General features: G+C 59.8%; 15 protein-coding genes. 1 reads left to right on the top strand and 14 read right to left on the bottom strand.

Annotated elements, in window-relative coordinates:
* Positions 1 to 79: 79 nt before the first annotated feature.
* Positions 80 to 1084 (top strand): helix-turn-helix transcriptional regulator, encoded by a 1005-nt coding sequence (locus tag AAA069_RS00365; RefSeq protein WP_349127252.1) that lies wholly within the window; start codon positions 80 to 82, stop codon positions 1082 to 1084.
* Positions 1085 to 1148: 64 nt separating this feature from the next.
* Here AAA069_RS00365 and AAA069_RS00360 read toward each other — a convergent pair whose 3' ends face one another.
* From AAA069_RS00360 to moaA, 14 genes are all read right to left on the bottom strand, one after another.
* Positions 1149 to 2513 (bottom strand): ATP-binding protein, encoded by a 1365-nt coding sequence (locus AAA069_RS00360; protein ID WP_349127251.1) that lies wholly within the window; start codon positions 2511 to 2513, stop codon positions 1149 to 1151.
* A gap of 343 nt (positions 2514 to 2856) precedes the next feature.
* Positions 2857 to 4533, bottom strand: coding sequence for an Asp-tRNA(Asn)/Glu-tRNA(Gln) amidotransferase subunit GatB (gene gatB, locus AAA069_RS00355; RefSeq protein WP_349127250.1), 1677 nt, complete (start codon positions 4531 to 4533; stop codon positions 2857 to 2859).
* The gene (gene gatA, locus AAA069_RS00350; protein ID WP_349127249.1) at positions 4533 to 6047 is read right to left on the bottom strand and encodes an Asp-tRNA(Asn)/Glu-tRNA(Gln) amidotransferase subunit GatA; all 1515 of its coding nucleotides are present in this window, start codon (positions 6045 to 6047) and stop codon (positions 4533 to 4535) included. The genes gatB and gatA overlap by 1 nt, the downstream gene beginning before the upstream one ends.
* On the bottom strand, positions 6047 to 6358 hold the full coding sequence (gatC, locus tag AAA069_RS00345) for an Asp-tRNA(Asn)/Glu-tRNA(Gln) amidotransferase subunit GatC (RefSeq protein ID WP_055250987.1): 312 nt from the start codon (positions 6356 to 6358) through the stop codon (positions 6047 to 6049). Before gatC ends, gatA begins: the two co-directional genes overlap by 1 nt.
* 326 nt (positions 6359 to 6684) lie before the next feature.
* Complete coding sequence (locus AAA069_RS00340; protein ID WP_157758027.1) at positions 6685 to 7602, bottom strand: class C sortase; 918 nt, start codon at positions 7600 to 7602, stop codon at positions 6685 to 6687.
* A 283-nt stretch (positions 7603 to 7885) separates the two neighbouring features.
* On the bottom strand, positions 7886 to 8038 hold the full coding sequence (locus AAA069_RS00335; protein WP_349127248.1) for a hypothetical protein: 153 nt from the start codon (positions 8036 to 8038) through the stop codon (positions 7886 to 7888).
* Between the two features lie 782 nt (positions 8039 to 8820).
* Complete coding sequence (locus AAA069_RS00330; protein WP_349127247.1) at positions 8821 to 10515, bottom strand: isopeptide-forming domain-containing fimbrial protein; 1695 nt, start codon at positions 10513 to 10515, stop codon at positions 8821 to 8823.
* A gap of 114 nt (positions 10516 to 10629) precedes the next feature.
* Positions 10630 to 12297, bottom strand: a complete 1668-nt coding sequence (locus tag AAA069_RS00325) for a SpaA isopeptide-forming pilin-related protein (RefSeq protein WP_349127246.1) — start codon at positions 12295 to 12297, stop codon at positions 10630 to 10632.
* Positions 12290 to 12688 carry an FctA domain-containing protein gene (locus tag AAA069_RS00320; protein WP_349127392.1) on the bottom strand — a complete coding sequence of 133 codons (399 nt, stop codon included), beginning with the start codon at positions 12686 to 12688 and terminating at the stop codon, positions 12290 to 12292. Before AAA069_RS00320 ends, AAA069_RS00325 begins: the two co-directional genes overlap by 8 nt.
* Positions 12689 to 12706: 18 nt before the next feature.
* The gene (locus tag AAA069_RS00315) at positions 12707 to 15667 is read right to left on the bottom strand and encodes a hypothetical protein (RefSeq protein WP_349127245.1); all 2961 of its coding nucleotides are present in this window, start codon (positions 15665 to 15667) and stop codon (positions 12707 to 12709) included.
* A gap of 505 nt (positions 15668 to 16172) precedes the next feature.
* Positions 16173 to 16994 carry an HAD family hydrolase gene (locus tag AAA069_RS00310; protein WP_349127244.1) on the bottom strand — a complete coding sequence of 274 codons (822 nt, stop codon included), beginning with the start codon at positions 16992 to 16994 and terminating at the stop codon, positions 16173 to 16175.
* A 224-nt stretch (positions 16995 to 17218) separates the two neighbouring features.
* The gene (locus AAA069_RS00305) at positions 17219 to 18505 is read right to left on the bottom strand and encodes an MFS transporter (protein ID WP_349127243.1); all 1287 of its coding nucleotides are present in this window, start codon (positions 18503 to 18505) and stop codon (positions 17219 to 17221) included.
* A 263-nt stretch (positions 18506 to 18768) separates the two neighbouring features.
* Positions 18769 to 20073, bottom strand: coding sequence for a molybdopterin-guanine dinucleotide biosynthesis protein B (gene mobB, locus AAA069_RS00300; RefSeq protein WP_349127242.1), 1305 nt, complete (start codon positions 20071 to 20073; stop codon positions 18769 to 18771).
* Positions 20074 to 20077: 4 nt separating this feature from the next.
* A complete protein-coding gene (gene moaA, locus AAA069_RS00295; protein WP_349127241.1) occupies positions 20078 to 21133 on the bottom strand; it encodes a GTP 3',8-cyclase MoaA in 1056 nt (351 codons plus the stop codon).
* Between the last annotated feature and the right edge of the window lie 164 nt (positions 21134 to 21297).

Below are 21297 nucleotides of genomic sequence, written 5' to 3'. Positions count from 1 at the left end.
ATGAACTTATCATTGATGTGTTAGCCATGGCTCACAATCAAGCCAGGCGTGGACGTTTCCGCAAAGGAAAGGAACGCTTTTGCAAATACGGCGGGCAGCGACCGACATAACCGAGCTCTACGCACCGCAATTTGAGCAGTTTGGCCTGGAGCTTACCGGCAAGGGCGCCGTCTTTACCGGCGAGGTGGCAAACGACCGGGCGCACGGCCGCGCATGGATCATGCCTCTCTCCCCCGCCTGCATCGTCATGGAGCATTTCATAACCCCGACGCACGATATGTACCTGGCCGAATACACACCCGAGCCATACGCCTGCGTGAGCGAAGTCAGCGCGCCCACGCTTACATGCATGCCCGAGGCTGGCATAACGCCCGCGAACCTCAAACCATTGCATGGACCGTGGCCAAACAACGCCGTTTGCAGCTTTATCCAAGATAGCTGTGGCGAGGAATTAAGCCCGCTGTTTGCGGGGGAGCTTTATCACTCGCGCTCGGTGCTCTTTTTGCCTGGATATTTTGACGAACTGGAGCACCGCTATCCCACCGAGTTCGCGGGAATCTTTGAGGCGTTTGCCGAGTCATGGCACGAGGAAGCGACGTCTGCCATCTGCCACACGCTGCGCCGGATTAACGAGGACCGCGCCCGCACCGTAGGTGGACACGTCTATATGCAGGGCATCGTGGAGACCATGGTCGCGGAGCTCGCCTGTTCGCGCGCGGCCCACAAGCAGGCGCGGCAGGCGGCAGGCACACGCGTCAGCATAACCATTGCCGAAGAAGCAACGGCGATGATTGAGCGCGCGCTCGACAAAGGCAGGCGTGTGGGCATCAGCGAGGTGGCCGAGAGGCTCTACACAAGCCGCTCCAAACTATGCGCCACCTTTAAGGCCCAAACTGGCGAATCCCTGGGCGCCTACATTCGCAGACGCCGTATGGAGCGAGCGCAGGACCTTTTGGCCGATAGCGCGCTCACGATAGCGCAGGTGGCAGAGCGTCTAGGCTACCCTCAGCAGGCCGCCTTCGCCCAAGCCTTCAAGCAACACACCGGCATGACACCCACGGCTTGGCGAAGCAAGCATCGCTAAGGCCCAGGCTCCCTGGCCGTAACGGAGCGATTAATTAGCCGCCGCCCGTCAGCTCACCCAGGATCTAAACGTCAAGATGTGCACGATCAAGCGCCTTTTTGATAAGAGGGACAGATCGATCAGCCAAATACAACGGAATGTTGAGCACCCCGTCGTCGAGCTTTAGATTCTTAAGTGAGTAGCGGACCCTCAATGGAGTCGTCTCCGCATGCTTGTCGGCATAGTACTTAAGGCTCTTGGAATGAACGACCTCTCCCGATTTGACCTCGACGGGAACGATTTCGTTTCCGACTTGAATCAAAAAATCGACTTCGTGCTTCGGCTTCTCGTTTGTCCAATAACGCGGAGCAGCATCTAACTGTGAAAGTAATGCCTGAAGCACATAGTTCTCGGCGAACGAACCTTTGAACTCCGAAAATAGCGCATCCGAGATGGCAAAAGCGGACGCATCCAGCCTTGCCATGCGGCGCAGCAAGCCGACATCAAGACAGTAGACCTTAAATGCCTTGAGGTCATCGTACGCAGAGAGCGGCACACCACCAGCAGCATTAAGGCGAACCGCCGTGATGAGCCCAGCATCGGCAAGCCATTCCAGAGCATCCTCGTATTCTCGAGCACGAGCCCCCTCGCGCACCGCACCCCAAACGAACTTTTTGTTCTCGCGCGCCAACTGAGCTGGAATCGAGTTCCATATTTGTGAAAGCTTGGCGAACTGCGCACGGCCACCATGCTTGGCAAAATCGCGCTCGTAGGAATCCAAGAGATCAGACAACACCTTATCGACCTGAACGATATCGCCCGTCTCCACCCACCGGCCAAGAGCCTCTGGCATGCCGCCGCATGCAAAATAACGACGAAGATGCTCGACGAGACGGACATGGAAGAAATCGGGCACTGTCTCGATCTGATCCAGGCCGCCAAGGTATTCGTCGTAGTTTGCAGCGCCCTCGGCTTTCAGAAACTCGGAAAAGCTCATGGGGCGCATCTCCATGAACTCGACCTTTCCCACCGGAAAAGCGCTGGTCTCACGGGACAAGCGAACGCCCAACAAAGACCCTGCGCATGCGACGTGATACTCGGGGGCCTCGTCACAGAAGTATTTAAGGGCGCCGACCGCAGAAGGACAATCCTGGATCTCATCAATAATAAGCAGCGTTTCGCCGGGCTCGATAGGCTGTCCAAGTGCCAGGGAAAGATTTGAGATGATCCGTCGAGGATCGCGCGTACCTTCGAAAAACTGAGCGTACTCGCTCTGTACCCCAGGTGACGGCTCCTCGAGCGTCAGATACACAAAATTGAGGTACGAGGTTCGGCCGAACTCCTTAAGCGCCCACGTCTTTCCAACCTGGCGCGCCCCCTTAAGGATAAGCGGCTTACGATATTCTGACGCTTTCCAAGCGTTAAGCTTGGCAATGATATCTCGCTGCATGACCGAACCTCCCGCAAAGAAACTTCCGTAAACGTGATATTTCTCACATTTTACCTTAGGTAAAACGTGACATTTATCACATTTACGGAAGTTTTAAGCTCATTTCGCCACACTTTCATCACATTGAAAAGGCGGAGGCGCATTTTGCGCCTCCGTCACCATCTTTCCTATCAGCCCGCCTGACCCGAACGGCCGAGTCGTCACGGAACCGAGGGGCCGGGCGCAGGGCCTTGCCTCTCAATGAGTTCCGCACGAACAGGAGGCGCCAGTGGCGCCTCCGTCGTGAGTCAGGACTGTCCGAAATTGAGAGGCAAGGCCCTGCGCCCGGCCCCTCGGTTCCCGTTTACGAGAGCGACGTTCTCAGCAACTCGTTGAAGAGCTTCGGGTTGCCCTTGCCACGGCTCGCCTTCATGCACTGGCCCACCAAAAAGCCGATGACCTTCTGGTTGCCGTCACGATACTGCTGCGCCTGATCGGCACAGTTCGCCAGCACTTCGTCCACGATCGGCTGCAGCGCGCCGGCATCACTCACCTGACGCATGCCACGCTCGTCGACGATCTTGTTGGGGTCGTCGCCGGTCTGGGCCATGGCCTCAAAGACCTCGTGCGCCTGGTTGGAGCTGATGGCGTCGGTCGCCAGCAGCTTGGCAAGGGCTGCCACCTGAGCCGGCGCAATACCGGACTCGGCGAGCGACACGCCCGCGCCCTTAAGGTAGGCGATCATCTCGTTCACCAGCAAGTTTGCAACCGTCTGGGCCTCCTTGCCGGCCATACCGGCAGCGGCAGCCTCAAAGAACTCAGCAAACTCCGGATCGCCGGCAATCTGTTCGGCATCGGCCGTCTTAATGCCAAAGTCGGCCTCAAAACGGGTACGCTTGGCATCGGGCAGCTCGGGGATCTCGCCACGGCAGCGGTCAATAAACTCGTCGTCCAGATCGAACGGAGCCAGATCGGGGTCGGGGAACAGGCGATAGTCGTCGGCCGTCTCCTTCACACGCATGACCACGGTGCGCTTGCGGCTGGGCTCCCAGTGACGGGTCTCCTGGTAGATAATGCCGCCCTCCTCGAGCACCTCGGCCTGGCGGCAGATCTCGTAGGCAAGGCCATCGTGCAGGCTCTTAAACGAGTTGAGGTTCTTGAGCTCGGTCTTGGTGCCCAGCTTGGTCTCGCCGCGGCGACGCAGCGACACGTTGCCGTCGCAGCGCATGGAACCCTTCTCCATGGAGCAGTCCGAAATACCCAGCGTCACAAAGATGCGACGGAGCTTTTCCATGAACAGGCGTGCTTCCTCGGGCGTACGCAAGTCGGGCTCAGTCACGAGCTCAATCAAAGGCGTGCCGCAGCGGTTGTAGTCGACGAGCGACTCGGCCGCGGCGGTAATGCGGCCCTCGGCGCCGCCCACGTGGACCATCTTGGCAGCGTCCTCCTCCATGTGGATGCGCAGGATGCGGATGGGCACCGTGTACGAACCGTCCTCGCGGCGCTCGGGCATCTGAAGGTTGGACGCATCGTAGCTGGCCAGATGGCCGGCACGCTGATTGCCCTCGCGCATGGTCGACGTCATGGACGTGGACAGGCCCTCGGCGTTGGCCGAGGCGCTCGCCAGGCTCTGGGCCTCGGCCTCGCCAAACGCACAGTCGGGGCGCTCGGCGGCACCGCGGCCGGTCACGTCCAGGTCCAGGTGACCGTACATGGCAAAGGCGACCGGGCCCTGCGTGGTCTGGAAGTTCTTGGCCATATCGGGATAGAAGTAGTGCTTGCGGTAGAACATCGAGTGGCGCTGAATCTCGCAGTTGGTGGCGAGACCGGCCTTGACGATGCTCTCGATGGCGCGCTTGTTGGGCACCGGCAGAGCGCCGGGCAGGCCCAGGCACACCGGGCACACGTTGGCGTTGGGCTCGTCATCGTGGCTGAGCTTGCAGTTGCAGAACATCTTGGTATCGAGTGCGGTGAGCTCGGTATGGATCTCCAGGCCGATCACGGCCTCCCAATCCTGCAGGACCTCGGAAAGCTCCTTCATTACAGCTCGCCTCCCTTCCCGGCAAAATCGGGCGCGACGGAAAGCGCGGGCGCACCCGTGGCGACATCGGCAAAGCCGCGCTCCAGGGCGCGGGCAAACGTGAGCAGCTGACGGTCCTTAAACGCCGGACCCACCAGCTGGGCAGAAACGGGCAGTTGCGTATCCTCGCCCAGGCCCAGCGGCACCGAGATGCCACCGTTGCCGCAAATGTTGAGCGAAATGGTGTACAGGTCGGAGAGGTACATCTGCGTGGGGTCGCTGATCTCGCCAAACTTAAAGGCTGTGCGCGGCGAGGCGGGCATAAGGATGGTATCCACCTTGGCATACGCGGCGTCGTAGTCCTGCGTGATGAGCGTGCGGGCCTTTTGTGCAGCGTAGTAGTACTTGTCGTACACGCCCGAGCTCAGCAGGTAGGCGCCGAGCATCTGACGGCGCTTGGCCTCGGCGCCAAAGCCGTGGGCGCGCGAGAGCGAGCTCTGGTCGGACAGGTTGGCGCAGCCCTCCTCCTGGTAGCCGTAGCGAATGCCGTCGAAACGAGCCAGGTTGGAGAACGCCTCGGCCGGGCCGATGACGTAGTAGGCGGCGATGGCGGCGTCCAGATGCGGCAGGTCGACCTCGATCAGCTCGGCGCCCTGGTTCTGCAGCTCCTGAGCGGCGCGCTGAACAGCGGCCTTGACCTCGGGCGTCAGGCCCTCGGCCTCCATAAACGCGGGGATGATGCCCACGCGCTTACCCTCGATGCTGTCGTTGAGATGCTCGGTAAAGTCGACGGCGCAATCCTGGCTGGTGCAGTCGTACGGATCGTGGCCCGCGCCGGTAAGCGCATTCATGGCCAGCGCGACATCCTCGACCGTGCGGCCAAAGGGCCCCACCTGGTCGAGCGACGAGCCAAAGGCCACCACGCCGTAACGGCTCACGGCGCCATACGTGGGCTTAAAGCCCACCACGCCGCACAGCGACGCCGGCTGGCGAATGGAGCCGCCGGTGTCCGAGCCCAGCGAGAGCGCGACCTCGCCCGCGGCGACAGCTGCAGCGGAGCCACCCGAGGAGCCGCCGGGCACGCGCTCGGTATCCCAAGGGTTGTTGGTGCGGTGGAACGCCGAGCTCTCGGTGGAGCTGCCAAAGGCAAACTCGTCCATGTTGGCCTTGCCCATGGGCAGGCAGCCGGCATCGAGCATGCGCTGGACGCAGGTAGCGGTGTAGACGCTCTGGTAGTCCCCGAGCATGCGGGAAGCGCAGGTGGTGCGCGTGCCCACGAGGTTCATGTTGTCCTTAATGGCCAGCGGCACGCCCGCGAGCGGAGGCAGCGGCTTGCCTGCGGCACGGTCGGCATCCACGCGCGCAGCGGCCTCGAGCGCAAGCTCGGGCGCCACCTGCAGGAATGCCTGGACCCCGCCCTCGCGCGCCTCGATGGCGGCAAGGGAGGCCTGGGCCACCTCGGTAGCGGTAAAGTCGCCGGCGGCAACGCCCGCGGCGATCTGGGCGGCGGTAAGGGAATCGAAGCTTAGCGCCATTACTCGCTCTCCCCCTCTCCCAAAATGGACGGCACGCGGAAGTAGCGGTCGCGCGCGCTGCCGGCGTTTTCGAGCGCAACGTCGAGCGGCAGGTCGCGCTCGGGCTCGCGCAGGTCGTCGCCCATCACGTTGGACAAGCTTCCGATAGGATGGAACGTGGGCTCCACGTCGGGCAAGTCATATTGCAAGACGGGCTCGAGCATCTGGACGGCATCGTTCATGTAGGACGTCATCTGGGTGAGCTCGTCATCGGTCAGTGCGATCTTTGCGTACTCGGCGATGCCGCGCACGTCTTTCTCGCTGAGTGCCATAGGCGCTCCCTTCCGCATAACAGTTAAACCGCTCTAGTATACAGGGCAGCGCCGGCTTGGAGCAGGCACTTTACCCAAATGCAGCGAAAACGTAACGAGGGCGGCGGGCTGGCAGGCGGCGGGCTGACGGTTCTGCAGCGAAACCGCACCGTCCATATCGAAAACCGTCCCGCCCACAACGAAAACCGTCCCGCCCACAACGAAAACCATCACAACATTCGACACTTTTCGTCAAAATCGCGATTTTCATCGAATGTTGTGATGGTTTGGAAGTCCCGACCACCACAAAGGTGCCTGTCCCCATTGTGATGGTTCTGGAGAATGTCCTATGCCGAGGCCTTGGCCTTGCGGCGCTTGCGGACCGCGTGGATCACGATGTCCAGCAGCAACAGCACAATGGCTACGACCACGATGAGCACGGCAAACTCGCGCTTGCCCCAGTGGCGGCCGGCCAGCGACTTTTGCTTGTCGACGTCCTTCTTGTTGTACTTGGTGCGCACGCAATGCACCAGCAGGCGATGGTCGTTCACGCCGTAGGGCGTGCAGGTGACGAGCGTCACCTTGTCGGCGCCGGGCTCGATGGTCAGTGACTCCATCTCCTCGGGCAGCACGACCTCGGAGTCCACCATCTTGTAGGCGAGCGTCTTGTTCATGGTGTGCAGCAGCACCAGGTCGCCGGGCTCCAGCGAATGGATGTCGTCGAACATACTCAGGTTGCGCATACCCGAGTGCGCGGTGAGCACGCAATGCGTCGAGGTGCCGCCCACCGGCAGGCTCGTGCCCTCCAGGTGGCCAACGCCCGCCATAAGGACTTCCTCGCTCGTGCCGTGGTAGATGGGCATACTCACGTCGATGGAGGGGATCTCGACCCAGCTCATCATGGGATCGCGGTCAAAGATGAGCTGCTGAGCGTAGGGCTCGATCTGGTCGGCGGGAAGCTCGGTGGCCTCGCCCGCCAGCTGCTCGTTAAAGGAGCGCGCCTGGAGCAGGATGCGCTCGCGCTCCTCGGCAGACAGCGCGTCCACGGTGCTGGACACCGTGCTGATCTGGTTGAACACGCCCGAGGCCTCGAGCCGGTCCAAGATCCACGGCCAGGTCATAAGGCCCACGCCAATAAGGATGATGACGATGGTGATGAGCCGGTCGGCCCAGCGCGGCAGCCGCTTGCGACGGCGCTTGGGCTTTGGTTGAGGTTTGGGCTGCGGGCTTGAGCCACCGTTGGCCGCGGCGTTATTGCTCTTCATATGTTTGGCGCCCTGCACCATCACCGGTCACTCCTCTACAACTCATGTTGTCTAAACAAATAATAGCCGATTAGCGAACCTCTGCGCCGGACAACGCAGCTAAACAGCATTGCGCGGCGCAAGCATGGGCCCGCATTTGCGTTTTCAAAATGTCCCGGATCGGCTGGGCGATTCGGGATACAATATCAATAGAAAACGACGCATCCCGCGTAAGTGTACGAGAGCGCGGGCGGCCTAGTTTTCTGGTTTTGTTAAATGCCCGGGCTCCGAACCCCGGGCATTCTTATTTGCGCTTGTTGCGGCGCAAATGCCGTCCACCGTCCGCACCGCGCGCGCGTCTACGGACCTTAATCCGAACCTCATACGAGTCAAGAAACGCGATGACGAACGTGCCCACCGCCGCGAGGGCGGCGAGCGCGTTAAGGAATTTCAGCATATGGTGACCTCCGATCGAGTCGTCGGCCGCCCACGCACGGGATGCGTCGCAAGGGTATTTTACTGCGAGTGTATGCACCCACGCCTGGTAAACGCGATTTTGACAAACATTTGTTCGATAGTTACAAACACGGTTCCCCGTCCAGAGGAGCTTGGCCGCATTGTCCGCGTTTGCCCGACGTGTTTGCGTTTTCAAAATGTCCCGAATCGGCGGGGCGATTCGGGATACAATAACTACAGGAAACGACGCACCCCGCGTAAGTACTTAGGAGCGCGGGCGACCAGTTTCCGACGTTGTTAAATGCCCGGGCTCCGAACCCCGGGCATTCTTATTTGCGCTTTCGACGCAAATGCCGTCCACCGTCCGCACCGCGCGTGCGCCTACGGACCTTAAACCGAACCTCATACGAGTCAAAAAACGCGATGACGAACGTGCCCACCGCCGCGAGGGCGGCGAGCGCGTTAAGGAATTTCAGCATATGGTGACCTCCGATCGAGTCGTCGGCCGCCCGCGCACGGGATGCGTCGCAAGGGTATTTTACTGCGAGTGTATGCACCCACAGCTGGTAAACGCAATAATTGCAAACATCTGTTCGATATTCATACGCTTGATTCATCGGACGGTGGAGGCTGGCTGCGTTATCCAAAAAAACGGGGCAGACTCCAGCGCGGAGTCTGCCCCGAAAAGAGAATGGCAAAGCAAGAACGTGGATGGACGAGAAAAGTGTCCGCAAGTCTCATGGCCATCACATCCCACCTGCCAAAGGGATGGATGAGCGAGCGTTACTCCTGCTCGGACTCCTCAGCCTGCTTACGGCTGCGGATGAGGTGCGCCACGCCGATGCACAGCACCGCGCCACCAGCGATCCAAGTGAAGGTCACGCCGTTAAGGCCGGTCAGCGGGAGGCCGACCTGCTTGGTATCGCCAACGGTGATATTGAAGATACCGTTGGTGTCCTTCTCCGAGTTAGGCGCCGCCACCAGATTGTTATCGCCGGAATTGCCATCGGTGAGGCCGGCGATAACCTTGCCGCCCTGGTCAGTCGTAAGTACTCCACCGAGCTTAGTAGGACCAGCATCCGGATCATCGGCCTTCATGTTCGGCTTGATCTCGAAGGTGAAGGGGTCGACCTTGGCGTAGCCAGAGGGGGCAGAAACCTCCGTGACGGTATAGATGCCGGCGTCGAGACCAGTAAGTTGAATGGCACCATTGACGTTCGTCGAAAGAATTACCTCGCTGTCGCTCAACATTCCGTCATCATTGACATATTTATCGTTTTTGTTGCTCTCGTCTCCCTTGGTTGTGATGGTGAACCTGGCGCCTTCGAGGGGCTTCTCGGTGCCCAGGTCGACCTTGTTGATCTTGAGGCCGTAAGTGTAGTCCTTGACCTTATCGAGCGGAGTCTGGCCCTTACTTTCCTTGTTCATGGGATTGTTGGAGTACTTAAGTACCACGGCGTTGTCGTTACTCCCAGTGCCAGCAACAATAGCTTGCTTGTTAATCTGTGCCGTATAAGAGACAACGATGCAGGAGTCCTTGGTGACGCCATTGACATTCTTCAGGTTATCGCAGGTCCACCTCGTCGTCTTGCTGCCATCTTCGGCAGCCTCGTCGTTCGACTCCTTGAATTTATCAGTAATATTCGTACCCTCCGTGCGGGCGAGATCGCCCTTCGCGTCAGCCTTGTTCTTATACAGGTAGACCTTAGCGCCCTTCTGCAGCGTCAGGCCCTTGGAAATCTGATCGGAGAACTCGTAGAAATACGTGTCGTACTTATCGAAGTTCTCGGCGACGGTACCGTAGAGGTTGTACGTCACGTCCTGGCCGATCTGGGAGTCAGCGGCATCGTGTTCTGTGTTGTCGGCATCACTCACGATCTTTTTCTCAACGGTGGGGATGCCGGTTTTCTCGCTGACGTTAACGGGAGTGCTTCCCACGACAGTGAAGATGGGGGACGTACCCGCCTCGCCCTCATTAATGGTGTCGGCTTTGGTCACAAAGAGCCAGTAACCGTGCGCGAGACCGGAGGCAGCGCCGTTTGTCGTTGTCGTCTTTTCAGTAAGATTGTCTACGGCAGCGGCAATCTTATAAGCAATGTGCTTAGAGTCAACACGGGTTGCCTCATCGGTACCTGTCACCGCATTCGTGATCCAGTCTGCAGCATCCTGAGCAGTCCTACCCTTGTAATTCGGCTCCTTTTCCTTGATAACTTCCTCGACAGCCGTCTTCACGCTACCGTTTGCCCAAGTGATGTTGCTCGCGACCGTCTTGCCTTCAACCGTAGCGAAATCAGCATTGAAAATCTGATAGCCCTCGAACTCGGTAGTGTTACCCTCAACGTTCTCGATAGTCACCGAGCCGTTCGCAGTCGTCGCACCATCAGCAAACGCCATGGTCACCGGGGCCATAACTCCGCCGAAGCTCAACGCCGCTGTGAGGCCGGCGGTTACTGCCAGGCGTGCGATGTTCTTGCTCATGCTCATCTTCTTTTCCTCTGCTTTCTGCTCGAATTCCATTTGATCTAAATCTGTCTGTCTGTGTCTTAGCATCTACTTCGCTACGTCTCGCCCCGCTCTCTGTGGGGCTGCCAGCTACTCTTTATGGCTGCCACCTCCCCGCTTGACCAGGAGCGCGACCACGATGAGCACGGCTCCGGCGACCGCTGCGGCGGCCGCGGCGTACATTGCCATATCGCCAGTCGAGGGCATAAAGCCTCCGGTGGTAATGCTAGGGGGTGTGCCGGTGGGTGTGTTGATGAGCGACGCCTCCAGGCTGCCCGTCGACCCGTCCGCGCTGTCGGCGCGCAGGGGCGACTCGGCCGTGATGGTGAGTTTGGGCTTGGCGGCGGCCACCTGGTCGACGTCCAGGCCCTCGGCCTTGACCGTCACGGAGCGCGTACCCTCAAAGGCGGCGTAGCCCTTGGGCGCCTTGAGCTCGCGGACCTCCAGCTTGCCCGAGTCCACGCCCGAGACGGTCACTCGGCCGTCCTCGCCCGTGGTGACGGTGGCCTTGCCCTCCGCATCCCACGCGCCGTCGGCCGCCAGCGTGCGACCGCGGTCGTCGGCGATGCTCAGGACCGCCCCGGCAAGCGGCTTGTCGCCGTCGCTGCCGCGCTTGGTGAGCGCGAGATCCCAGGTGTAGGCGCACGCGTCATCGCTCGGCGTACGGGTAAAGCCGGCGTCGCCGGACTGGTCGGCAAAGGGAGAACGCGGGTAGCGCAGGTAGACCTCGTTGGGGTTGCCCTTCGCGATGCCGTGGTTGCATGCGCTGTTGAGCGGCGCGTTGTACACGGCGACCACGCGGGCGCCCGCGGTAAAGGCATCGGCCCCGCCGAGCGCGGCGATGAGGTCGCCGGTGCGCACGGTGAAGGTTCCGTCCGCCGCTACCTTGGTGGCGCACTGAGCCGTGATGTCGGTCCAGCCCTTCGCGGGCTCGGTTCCGGCGCGGCCGTCCTTGCCAGTCTGGACCGCGTCAAAGCCGCCGTCCGCGCCCGCCGCCACGTACACGCGCATGCTCGCGGCCACCTTGGAGGGTTCGAGCCCCGCGCTCATGGTGTCGACGAACTGCACCGTATAGGCGTCGTAGGCCGTGAGCCCCGACGGAACCGTGGCAGAGAGACGCCAGTACAGGTCGTCGGCGACCGTGGCGTCGGCGGCCTTCTGCCAGGCGGCGGTGCTGTCCTCCAGCACGTGCTTGGCGACCTTGGGGGTCGCGGCCTTGGGCTTGACGGTGACGGCGCTGCCGCCCACCAGGGCCATGATCGGCGCGGTGCCGGCCTCGCCCTGGGCGATGGCGTCGTCGTCGGCGACGATGAGCCAGTAGCCACAGGGCACCTCGGCCGTCGTGCCCGCGTTAAGGGCCACATACTCGGCGCCAGAGCTCTGGAGGGAACGAGCGAGCTGTGCGCTCAGCGCGCTCGTAAGGTGGGAATCGGTGTTGAGCCACTCGGCAGCTTCCTGCGCGGTGGTCTGGGAATTGGGCATGCCGGCGCTGTGCAGCACAGGCAGTGCGGCGTCGCGCACGGCGTCGCTTGCCCAGGCGAGGTCGGTGGCGATCTTGGCGTCGCTGTCGCCGTCGACGACGTTGGCGCTAAAGATCTGGTAGGCGTCGTAGCGGCTCGCCACGGTGCCGCTCACCGTGATGGAACCGGTCGAGGTCGGCGCGGCCTGCGCGGAAGCGGGGAACACAACCGCGCAGGTGCCGATCAGGAGGGCAAGCAGCGCAAACAAGATCGGGAAGGAGCAAACTTTCTTATTCACGACGCTCACCTCCCTTCGCATTCGCCTTGCGACGAATGTGCATCCAGGCCGCAGCAGCGCAAAGCACCGCCGCGCCGGCAAGGTACGTCAGAGTGACGCCCGACATACCAGAAAGGGGCAAAGAGGTGGAGTAGGTGTTGGTGAAGGTGGGGTTATCGGTCGATTTCTCGCTCTCATTACCGTTGGCGTCGACCTCGTAGTAGGCCGGCGTGCAGGTCAGATGTCCGTTGCCGTCATCCTTTGCCGTCACCACGACCTTGAAAGTCTTGGTGTCGTTGGTGTAGCCCTCGTGCTTGGTGCCATCGTCCTTGCGGGCGGGGCATTCACGGATGTAGTAGGTGAACTGCGCCTGCCGATTTTTATCGAGATTCTTAAGGCCTAGTGGGCCGATTGGTACCGGTTTATCGAACTATACTATCTGAAGGTTTCCCGACTCAGCAGAAGTACATTTGGTCTGAAGAGATGTCTCTCTGTCTTCCGAATCCTTGGTATACAGCTCGAACTTAAACTTCTTCATCTCGCCGCCGTCGACCTTCTTGGTCACCTGAGGTGTCCAAGAGCCCGAGGTCTGGTAGGGCGCGAGCTCGTTCGTAAACGCAGGTTTGGAGGCGTTGCCGATTTTTACGGTCGAGACGGTCTTATCGTTCGCATCTTCGCTCCAACCATAGAAGTCAGATCCGCACGCGGTGAAGTCCGCTGCGCCTTCCTTTTTTACGGATACTGTGGAAGCGCTCCTATCAACTCCATAACGATTAATCTTGATCCCCAAGAGGCTGGTCGTATTAACTAGTGTCGTACCAACCTTTATATGTATTTTGTAAATAGACTTATCAAACTTTGTTCCTTTTTCGTTGACAGGAACGTTATCAGGGTCAGGGGGAACTTCAACAAGGTAGAGGTCGTAATCGCCCGATTGGTAGTTCGCGCCCGTGTCAATGAGAATCTCTCCGTTTTCATTGACAGGAACCGCCGGTTTCGCCTCACATCCGTTTTCGTTAAGCGTGCCGTCCTTATTCCAGTATGGTGCCTTGGTTGGATCGGCAGGTGCACCCAACAGCTTAAACTGATAGTTGTGACCCGAAAGACCTTTCTCTTCGTCGTCCTTCATAAGGACTTTATTAGCCTTGACTTTGATTGCGGGATACACGTTCAAAGCCTCGACCTTGCCAACGACAAGATCGCCGTTGGTCATGATGCCGCCACCGTGGGTGTAGGAGTAGTTGCCACTGATGATGGTCGTAGCATCTCTCTGCGCATCACTTTTAGCCATATCGGAAGGATTAGCCTCAAGGCCGAACATCCACTTAGCCTCGGCGCCGCCGTTGGCATCGATCTTAATCTCGTTGCCATCGCAGGTGCCCTTCCAGCCAGCCGAGCCGCCACCGAGCATCTTGCCAAGAACGACAGCGATTGTCTTATCCGCGCCAGTCTTATTACGGACCAAGAAGAAATCCTCATGACCGGAATCTTGGAAGAGATGAGTAACGTAATTTACTTCATCGCGGTCTTCAATTTTGTTGTCGCCGCCAGCGGAATAATGAAACGCTGGATGTTTATGTTCATTTTGATCAAGGTCTGGCAGCTTTTTGCCATCTTGATCAACGTTATCTGTGTTGTCATAGATAGCAGCGCCATTTGAGTGCGAAACGATTGTCTCGCCCGTAGGACAAGCACCGACGCCACCGCCCCAGCCACCGGCGCGATTATTAGTGATCAGCGTCTTGAAAATATTGAGCCTGCCGCCCTTCTGGATAAAGACACCGCCACCGCCCCAGTCGCCGCCGCGGCTCTCACCCGTCATGGTCTTGTTGTTGGTGATGTAAATCTTGCTGGACGTGCCCGGCCTAGTCCCAATATCGCCGGTAGTACCGGTGGAAATACGGAGACCACCGCCCTCAGCGTTTGCAGATTTGTTGCCGGCAATCGTGCCACCTGTCATGGTAAACGTAATCGCCCGGTTCCAGAAGCCAGCATAAATTCCGCCACCGGCCTCTTTGGAGTAGTTGGCCGTAACAGAACCGTCCGTCATGGTCAGTGATCCCTTTTTATTATCACTGCTCGTTGATGCAATGCCGCCGCCACCGAGGAGACCGTTGTTGTAAATGTCCTTATTAGTGACTTGAGCTTCAACTCGGTTGTTAGTTATATTGGCAGAACCACTGATGGTTACGGTTGCACCCTTGGTATAAACACCGCCACCGTAGCCGCCGGTGTCGGCGGTATCGCCGCTGCCGACAGAAACGGGATCCGTAGCGTTACCCGAAATGAAACCGCCGGAGAGATCCAACGTGACACCGCTGTCGGCAAAAATGCCACCACCGGAAGCAGCCTTATTCGCTGCAATCACGCCGCCGGTCATATTGAGTGAACCCGCTGCCGTGCACAGGCCGCCGCCCCAGCCGCCGCCGAAGCCGTTGGTGACATACCCGCCAAAAATATTAACAGCGCCTCGAGAGAAAATAACGTGACCGTTGTTGCCCAGGGTACGAGGCGTTGTGATCATGCCACCCTTAAGGTTGAGCGTACAGCCGTCCGCAACAGAAATGACTTGATTTACATATCCTTTTTTGCATGCAACGATAGCACCGAACTTGGTAACAGTGTGCTTGTAAGTTTTCTCACTGGTACCAAAACCGCTAGGCGTGCTTTCCGTTACGAAGTAAGTGAGTGATTGCGGAGTGTTTTCAATCCACTGCATCTCCGCAGTCTGACCAGGCTCATTACTGACAGCCTCGACCGGTATATCCTCCGCTGCACCTTCGACAGTTAGCGTTGCGTCTCTTGAAACTGTAATAAAACTACAATCTTGGCCATTGACATCGCTGTTGCCGCTGTTGTAATAAAGCTTGTAGCATGCAAGGTCGATGGTGGTGTCGTGGCTAATAGTGATCGGTGCGGACGACCAAGCGTCACCCGTCAGACAATAGTTTCCGCCGTCGTTGAACTTATCAGTAACATCGCCCTGTATTTCGGTATAGCCCTTAGCATTCACGCTTGCGAGCGCAATCGCATTCTCATCACTATTACTATCATCCGCAGGCTGCTCAGCGCCCTCGAGATCAGTGCCATCAGACAACGGGGGCGTCCCGAGAGCATCGTCGCCAGTCTCATCGGCCTCGGCGTCGTCACTATTCTGGTTTTCGGTATCCCCGTTGGCAGTGTTGTCTACATCAGTGGGCTCACTTGAGGAATCCCCCATCACAGTTTCCTCGGCTGCACCCGCCTGACCATCGTTGGCAATGGCCTGCGAGATTGGAGGCATAACGAGCGACAGTACCAGGCTCAACACGGAGGCTCCGCACAAAACGCCTGCCAGTACACGGCGCGTCGCTTTATTACTCTGCTTAAATTTGTCCGAATTCGCTTTCATCGATGTCTCCTCCCCAAGAGACCGCGATCTTGCTCTTTCCCTATTAAACGTATCTGCGCAATCTGTAATTGCACACGCTTATAGTACATATTGTAACGATTGTTTGAACATCTAAGCAAAAATACCGATAGTTTTGTAGCGAATTCTCAATTCTCTTGACATTTGCTCGGATTTACCTTCGTTTATTCGCTATAAAATATCTATTTCTGCTGGTAATTAAGCCAGTTATCAGTTTTTTAATAGCATTTTATTTATTTGCACAACATTTTGCTCAAGAGCATGCATCCTGCGAACGGTCGAAAATCGACCGTGAACGGTAGGTCATTAACCGGGAGGAATAGACTACCAAATTGATGGGAATACTTTTATTTCATCGGTAGTTAGAAGCGTAATGTTCAGACAACTAAATTTGAATTTTCGCGCAGATTTTAGGCATCAATTCGCCCAAATCGCCTGAGGCCACCGCAAAGGTGCCTGTTCCCCTTGTGGCGACTCTCCCCCGGCGCTACAGCAGATGTTCCTCGATAAAGATCGCGATGCCGTCTTTGTCGTTGCTCGCGGTTACAAAATCGGCGGCGGCACGGGTGGCATCGCTGCCATTTGCCATGGCCACGCCCACGCCGGCGTCAGCCACCATGCAGGTGTCGTTGTCCGCATCGCCAAACACGCAGATGTCCTGGAGCTCCATGTCGTTGAGCTCCGCCACGCGCGCAAGGCCGCGCGTCTTGGACACGTGCGGATCCATGAACTCGTAGAGCCGCTGCGTGGTTTGCAGAGCCGCCGCCTTGACGGTGTCGTCGGCAAACGTCGACGCCCGCTCAATCACCCGCGGCATTACCTCGGGCGCCATGGTAAACATCACCTTAGGCTGTGGTTCGCGCAAAAACTCGGCAAAATCGACCACCTGGTAGGGCACGCCGTCGACGCGCGACAGGTGCTCGACGCACGCGTTGCTCTCGGGCACGTAGAACACGCCGTCTCGGGGGCAGACGGGCGTCGCCGGAAGGTCCGCCATGTGCTCGCAGATGCGCGCGATGGTCTCGCCCGGCAGCGGATAGCTCAGCTCGTTGATGTCGTGCGTGCGGTCGATGACCTCGGCGCCACCGCAGCCCACGAGCACGTCTACCAGGCCTTCGATGCCCCAGAGCTCGTACATGGCCTCGGTCGCGTGGGCGTCGCGCCCGGTGCACAGGCCAAAGAGCACGCCACGCTCGCGCAGGGCGCGGATCGCCGCCACGGTGCGCGGGGACACCGTGTGCCGGCTCGTGAGCAGCGTGCCGTCGATATCGCAGAACACGGCTTTGATTTGGCTGAAGGTGGTGTCCATGGGGGCCTTTCTGGATTGTGCGGCGGTGTGGGGTGTATTCGTGAACGGCGTACATGGTATACCAAGGCACAGGCGCGGCCCGTCAAAGCAAAAACCACCACAAAGGTGCCTGGCCCCTTTGTGGTGGCTGGACCCGCAGGATGGCATGGCCCGGGGCACAAACCATCACAACATTCGACGTTTTTCGGCAAAATCGCGATTTTCATCGAATGTTGTGATGGTTTTTACTGCCTTGCGGCACGATCAAAATGCCGGCGTCCAAACAGCAGCAGCGCCGCGGGAACCGCCGTCACGACCATGCCCGCACCAACGAGCGTCTGCTGCACGCCAAACGTCGCCGCCAGCCACGGGGCAATCGCCAGCGGGGCTACGCCGGCGAACATGTTGCCAAAGCCCATGACCGAGTTCACGCGACCGAGCTGCTCGAGCGGAGCCTTCGTTTGCACGATCGTGTTGTGGAGCGGGTTGACGATGCCCCAAGCTATGCCCAGTGCAACCTGGCCGACAAGAGCCACGCCCACGTACGGCGTCCCCACATAGAGCAGGCTTCCCAGGCCCACGGACATGAGCGCCACGAGCAGCGTTTTAAGGTTGGCCAGGTGCGGCGGCAAGCGGAGCGCGACCACGGCGCCCAGCACCGCGCCCACACCGCTGGCCGACGAGAGCCAGCCCATCCACTCAACACCGACGTGCAGTACATCGCGGTAGAAGAACGACTCCAGCGGGTCAAAGGCGCCATAGCCAAAGTTCGAAAGAAAGATGATGCAGAAAAGTAGCGCGAGGACGCTGTTGGTGAAGACTGTCTTGATGCTGGTCGTGAAGGTGACGCGGGAGGACGTGCTGGGGTCGGGACTTTGGCTGGTATTGTCCGATGTGATGTCACTGGTCGCGGGCCTGCCATCGCGCGCGGCAGCCTGACCCGCCCGCGGCCTAAAGCCCCAACCGGCGACGAGCGCCAGTACGGTAAAGATCATCATGAGCACGAACACCGCGCGCGACGACGCAGCCGCCGCGACAAAGCCGCCCAGCGTGGGGCCAACGATGATACTCACGTTTGAAAACATGGCGATGGCGGAGTTGATGTCTTTGAGCTCGCCGGGGTCGTCGGTGAGATACGCCGGATAGGACGTAGCGATGGGCTGGGCGAATCCCATCACAAAACCTAGGAGCGCCGCGCCGAGCAGGACGATGCCGGTCGCGCTGCCAAAAACGAGGATGACCGCGCCGGTTGCCAGCGTGCCCACGATGCTCAGCAAGAAATGGCGGCGCGGACCCCAGGCGTCGAGCTCCGCGCCGCCCGCAAAGGATCCCAGGATCACGAAAACGTTCATGAACAGGACGGCCAGCGATGTCGCCACGACCGAGGCATCGTCCGCATAGGTGAGCGTTCCGATGACACCGATAAAGTAGCTGGTCTGAAAACCGGTGTAGATGAGAAAGCGCATCGCCACCAGACGCTTGGCCTGCACGGACAGCGAAGGTTGAGGCTTTGAGAAAAGAGAGGCGAGCATGGAGACTCCTTGTTTCATACGAATGCGGGCGGCGGGCATTCGCCACCGTCTGTCAAATCAATCCATCCGTATGAAACATTAAGGACGCATCAAGCCCCTTCTCTCCGTTTTTGCCAGCACGAACTACTTGGTAGATTGTAAGGCATGTCCCACACATCTACTAAAGCAAAATCCACCACAAAGGTGCTTGGCCCCTTTGTGGTGGAAATGACGTTTGCCCAGATAAAACCTGCCAAAACAAACCTGTCCCTTTTTGGCAGGTTTTAGGCCAGATGGTCTTGGATGAGATCGCAGATGGCTCGGGCGTCGTTGATGTTGATGGCTCGGGTCGCAAAGCCGGCGTCGAAGGCCTGACGCGCCAGGGCCTCGTTGCAGGCAAGCGCCAGCGTGTGACCGTCGACCAGGTCGAGCGAGCTCTTGCCGCGCAGACGGTCGACACCGGAGCGCGCGACCACGATGTTGTCGAAGCCCTCGGTCTTGTAGCCCTCGATGATCACCACGTCGACATCGTTGTAGCGCGACAGCAGCTCACGCGCGGGCATCTCGTCCTCCTCGCGCGTGTCGGCGTACTCCGCCCAGCGCGTGGCGCAGATAAGGCCCACGTGCTTGGATCCGGCCTGGTGATGGCGCCAGGTATCCTTAGCGGGCACGTCGATATCAAAGCCGTGATGCCCGTGATGCTTGAGCGAGCCCACGCGCAGGCCGCGGCGGGTGAGCTCGGCAATGACCTTCTCGACGAGCGTGGTCTTGCCCGAGTTTTGGTAGCCGATAAACGCGATCGCGGGGACGGCCGGTGTCGGAGCTGCGGACGCGACGGCGACGGGTGCGCTCGCGGGCGCGGCACCGTCAGCGGTGGCGGCCTCAACAGCAGCGGCCTGGCGCTCCGCGCGGTCCCACACGCCCGAGCGGCCGCCCTCCTTGTGCAGAAGGCGCACGTCGACGATCTCCATGCCGCGATCGACCGCCTTGCACATGTCGTAGATGGTCAGGCACGCGGCACTCGCGCCGGTCAGGGCCTCCATCTCGATACCCGTCTTGCCCGTCACGCCGGCCGTAACCAGTACGTGAAAGCCAACCTGCCCGTCCGCGCGCGCCGGCGCCCAGCCCTCGGGCACGTCCTCGGCCGGCGTCCCCGCCGGAGCGATGGGCGCAATGTCGCACTTGCTCTTGGTAATGAGCAACGGATGGCACATGGGGATGATGTCGCTCGTGCGCTTGATGGCCATAATGCCCGCCACGCGTGCGCAGGCAAGCACGTCGCCCTTCTTGGCACGGTCCTGCAGCACCATGGCCTGTGTCTCGGGGTGCATGAGGATGGCACCCTCGGCGATGGCAATGCGATGGGTCTCGGCCTTGTCGGACACGTCGACCATACGTACCTCGCCCTTGGCGTCCACGTGCGTCAGCTCGTCGCGACGGGCGTCACGGGCGGGCTCGGTGGCAGCGCTGGCAGTCGGCTGCGCTGACGCGTCGGCGTTGCCAGCATTCGCCGCAGCCGTGGCTTTGTGGGCAGACATCGCGGCCCTGCGAGCGGCCTTGGTGGCATCGGCGTACCTGCTCTTGGCCATATGATCATCCTCCGATTTGGGACATAAATCGTTGCGTGCCCTCAATTATCGCGTGTTCCTGCGGTTTGTGGGCCACGGCATCGCGCCAAATCGAAAGTACCTGCATATCATCACCACGGCGCAGCGCCTCACGCACCGAATACTCGGCATCGCTGAACAGGCACGGACGCACGTTGCCATCGGCCGTCAGGCGCAGACGGTTGCAGCTCGCACAAAAATGGTTGGACATGGCGCTAATGAAGCCAACCGTTCCCGCCGCGCCCGGAAAGTGCCAATAGCGCGCAGGGCCCGCGCCGGCAGGAGCGTCGTTGATGTCGAGCGGCTCGAGCTCGCCCAGTCCCGCCGCCGCGGCCCCGGCATTGATGCGCGCCCGCAGCTCGTCGCTCGGAACGGTGTCACTCGCATCCCACAGCTCGGGATTGAGCGCGGGCGCATGCGGATCCACAGCGCAATGCGAGCTGGTGCGCTCGTCGCCGATGGGCATGTATTCGATAAAGCGCAGGTGGATGGGGCGGTCGACGGTCAAGCGCGCGAGGGCTGCCACATCCTGGTTGAGCCGGCGCACCACAACGCAGTTGACCTTAACGGGCTCAAAGCCCCAAGCCAGCGCCGCGTCGATACCGGCCATGGTCTGCTCGAGTCGACCCAGGCGCGTGATCTTTCCAAAGAGCGTAGGGTCGAGTGTGTCGAGCGAGATGTTGACGCGGTTAAGCCCGGCATCTTTGAGCTGCGGCGCCAGCTTGGGCAGCAGGGCGCCGTTGGTGGTGAGCGAGACGTCCTCGATCTGCGGAATCGCGCGGATGTCGCGAATAAGCGGAATGATACGGCGGCTGACCAGCGGCTCGCCGCCCGTCAGGCGCACGCGGCGAATGCCCTCCCCCGCCACCAAGCACACAAAGCGGGCGATTTCCTCGGCGCTGAGCAGCTCGTCGTGCGCGCGGGGCGCCACGCCATCGGCCGGCATGCAGTAAATGCAGCGGAAATTGCACTTGTCGGTAACGGCAATGCGCAGGTAGTTGATATCGCGGCCAAAGCCGTCATGTTGCACGTGCCCGTCCACGCAGCCCTCCCCTCGCGCGGCGTTTTATTCTTCGGAAAACATAATACCCCACGAGAGAATCATGCCGACACCCGTACGACAGGACAGGTCACTTCGAGCAAGACCGGCTTCCCGAGCCCACCCTCAACACAGACCATCACAACATTCGATGCTTTTCCCGATTT

It is taken from the genome of Collinsella sp. CLA-SR-H006 (assembly GCF_040097075.1).
In the GTDB taxonomy this organism is placed as follows: Bacteria; Actinomycetota; Coriobacteriia; order Coriobacteriales; family Coriobacteriaceae; genus Collinsella.
The sequence above is the reverse complement of the archived record's forward strand: the minus strand, read 5'-3'. Positions and strand labels throughout refer to the sequence as shown.

What these genes read in the sequence shown, in the direction of transcription:
- AAA069_RS00360 (WP_349127251.1), bottom strand. Translation starts at nt 2,513, where the DNA reads ATGCAGCGAGATATCATTGCCAAGCTTAACGCTTGGAAAGCGTCAGAA.
- gatB (WP_349127250.1), bottom strand. Translation starts at nt 4,533, where the DNA reads ATGAAGGAGCTTTCCGAGGTCCTGCAGGATTGGGAGGCCGTGATCGGC.
- gatA (WP_349127249.1), bottom strand. Translation starts at nt 6,047, where the DNA reads ATGGCGCTAAGCTTCGATTCCCTTACCGCCGCCCAGATCGCCGCGGGC.
- gatC (WP_055250987.1), bottom strand. Translation starts at nt 6,358, where the DNA reads ATGGCACTCAGCGAGAAAGACGTGCGCGGCATCGCCGAGTACGCAAAG.
- AAA069_RS00340 (WP_157758027.1), bottom strand. Translation starts at nt 7,602, where the DNA reads ATGAAGAGCAATAACGCCGCGGCCAACGGTGGCTCAAGCCCGCAGCCC.
- AAA069_RS00335 (WP_349127248.1), bottom strand. Translation starts at nt 8,038, where the DNA reads ATGCTGAAATTCCTTAACGCGCTCGCCGCCCTCGCGGCGGTGGGCACG.
- AAA069_RS00330 (WP_349127247.1), bottom strand. Translation starts at nt 10,515, where the DNA reads ATGAGCAAGAACATCGCACGCCTGGCAGTAACCGCCGGCCTCACAGCG.
- AAA069_RS00315 (WP_349127245.1), bottom strand. Translation starts at nt 15,667, where the DNA reads ATGAAAGCGAATTCGGACAAATTTAAGCAGAGTAATAAAGCGACGCGC.
- AAA069_RS00310 (WP_349127244.1), bottom strand. Translation starts at nt 16,994, where the DNA reads ATGGACACCACCTTCAGCCAAATCAAAGCCGTGTTCTGCGATATCGAC.
- AAA069_RS00305 (WP_349127243.1), bottom strand. Translation starts at nt 18,505, where the DNA reads ATGCTCGCCTCTCTTTTCTCAAAGCCTCAACCTTCGCTGTCCGTGCAG.
- mobB (WP_349127242.1), bottom strand. Translation starts at nt 20,073, where the DNA reads ATGGCCAAGAGCAGGTACGCCGATGCCACCAAGGCCGCTCGCAGGGCC.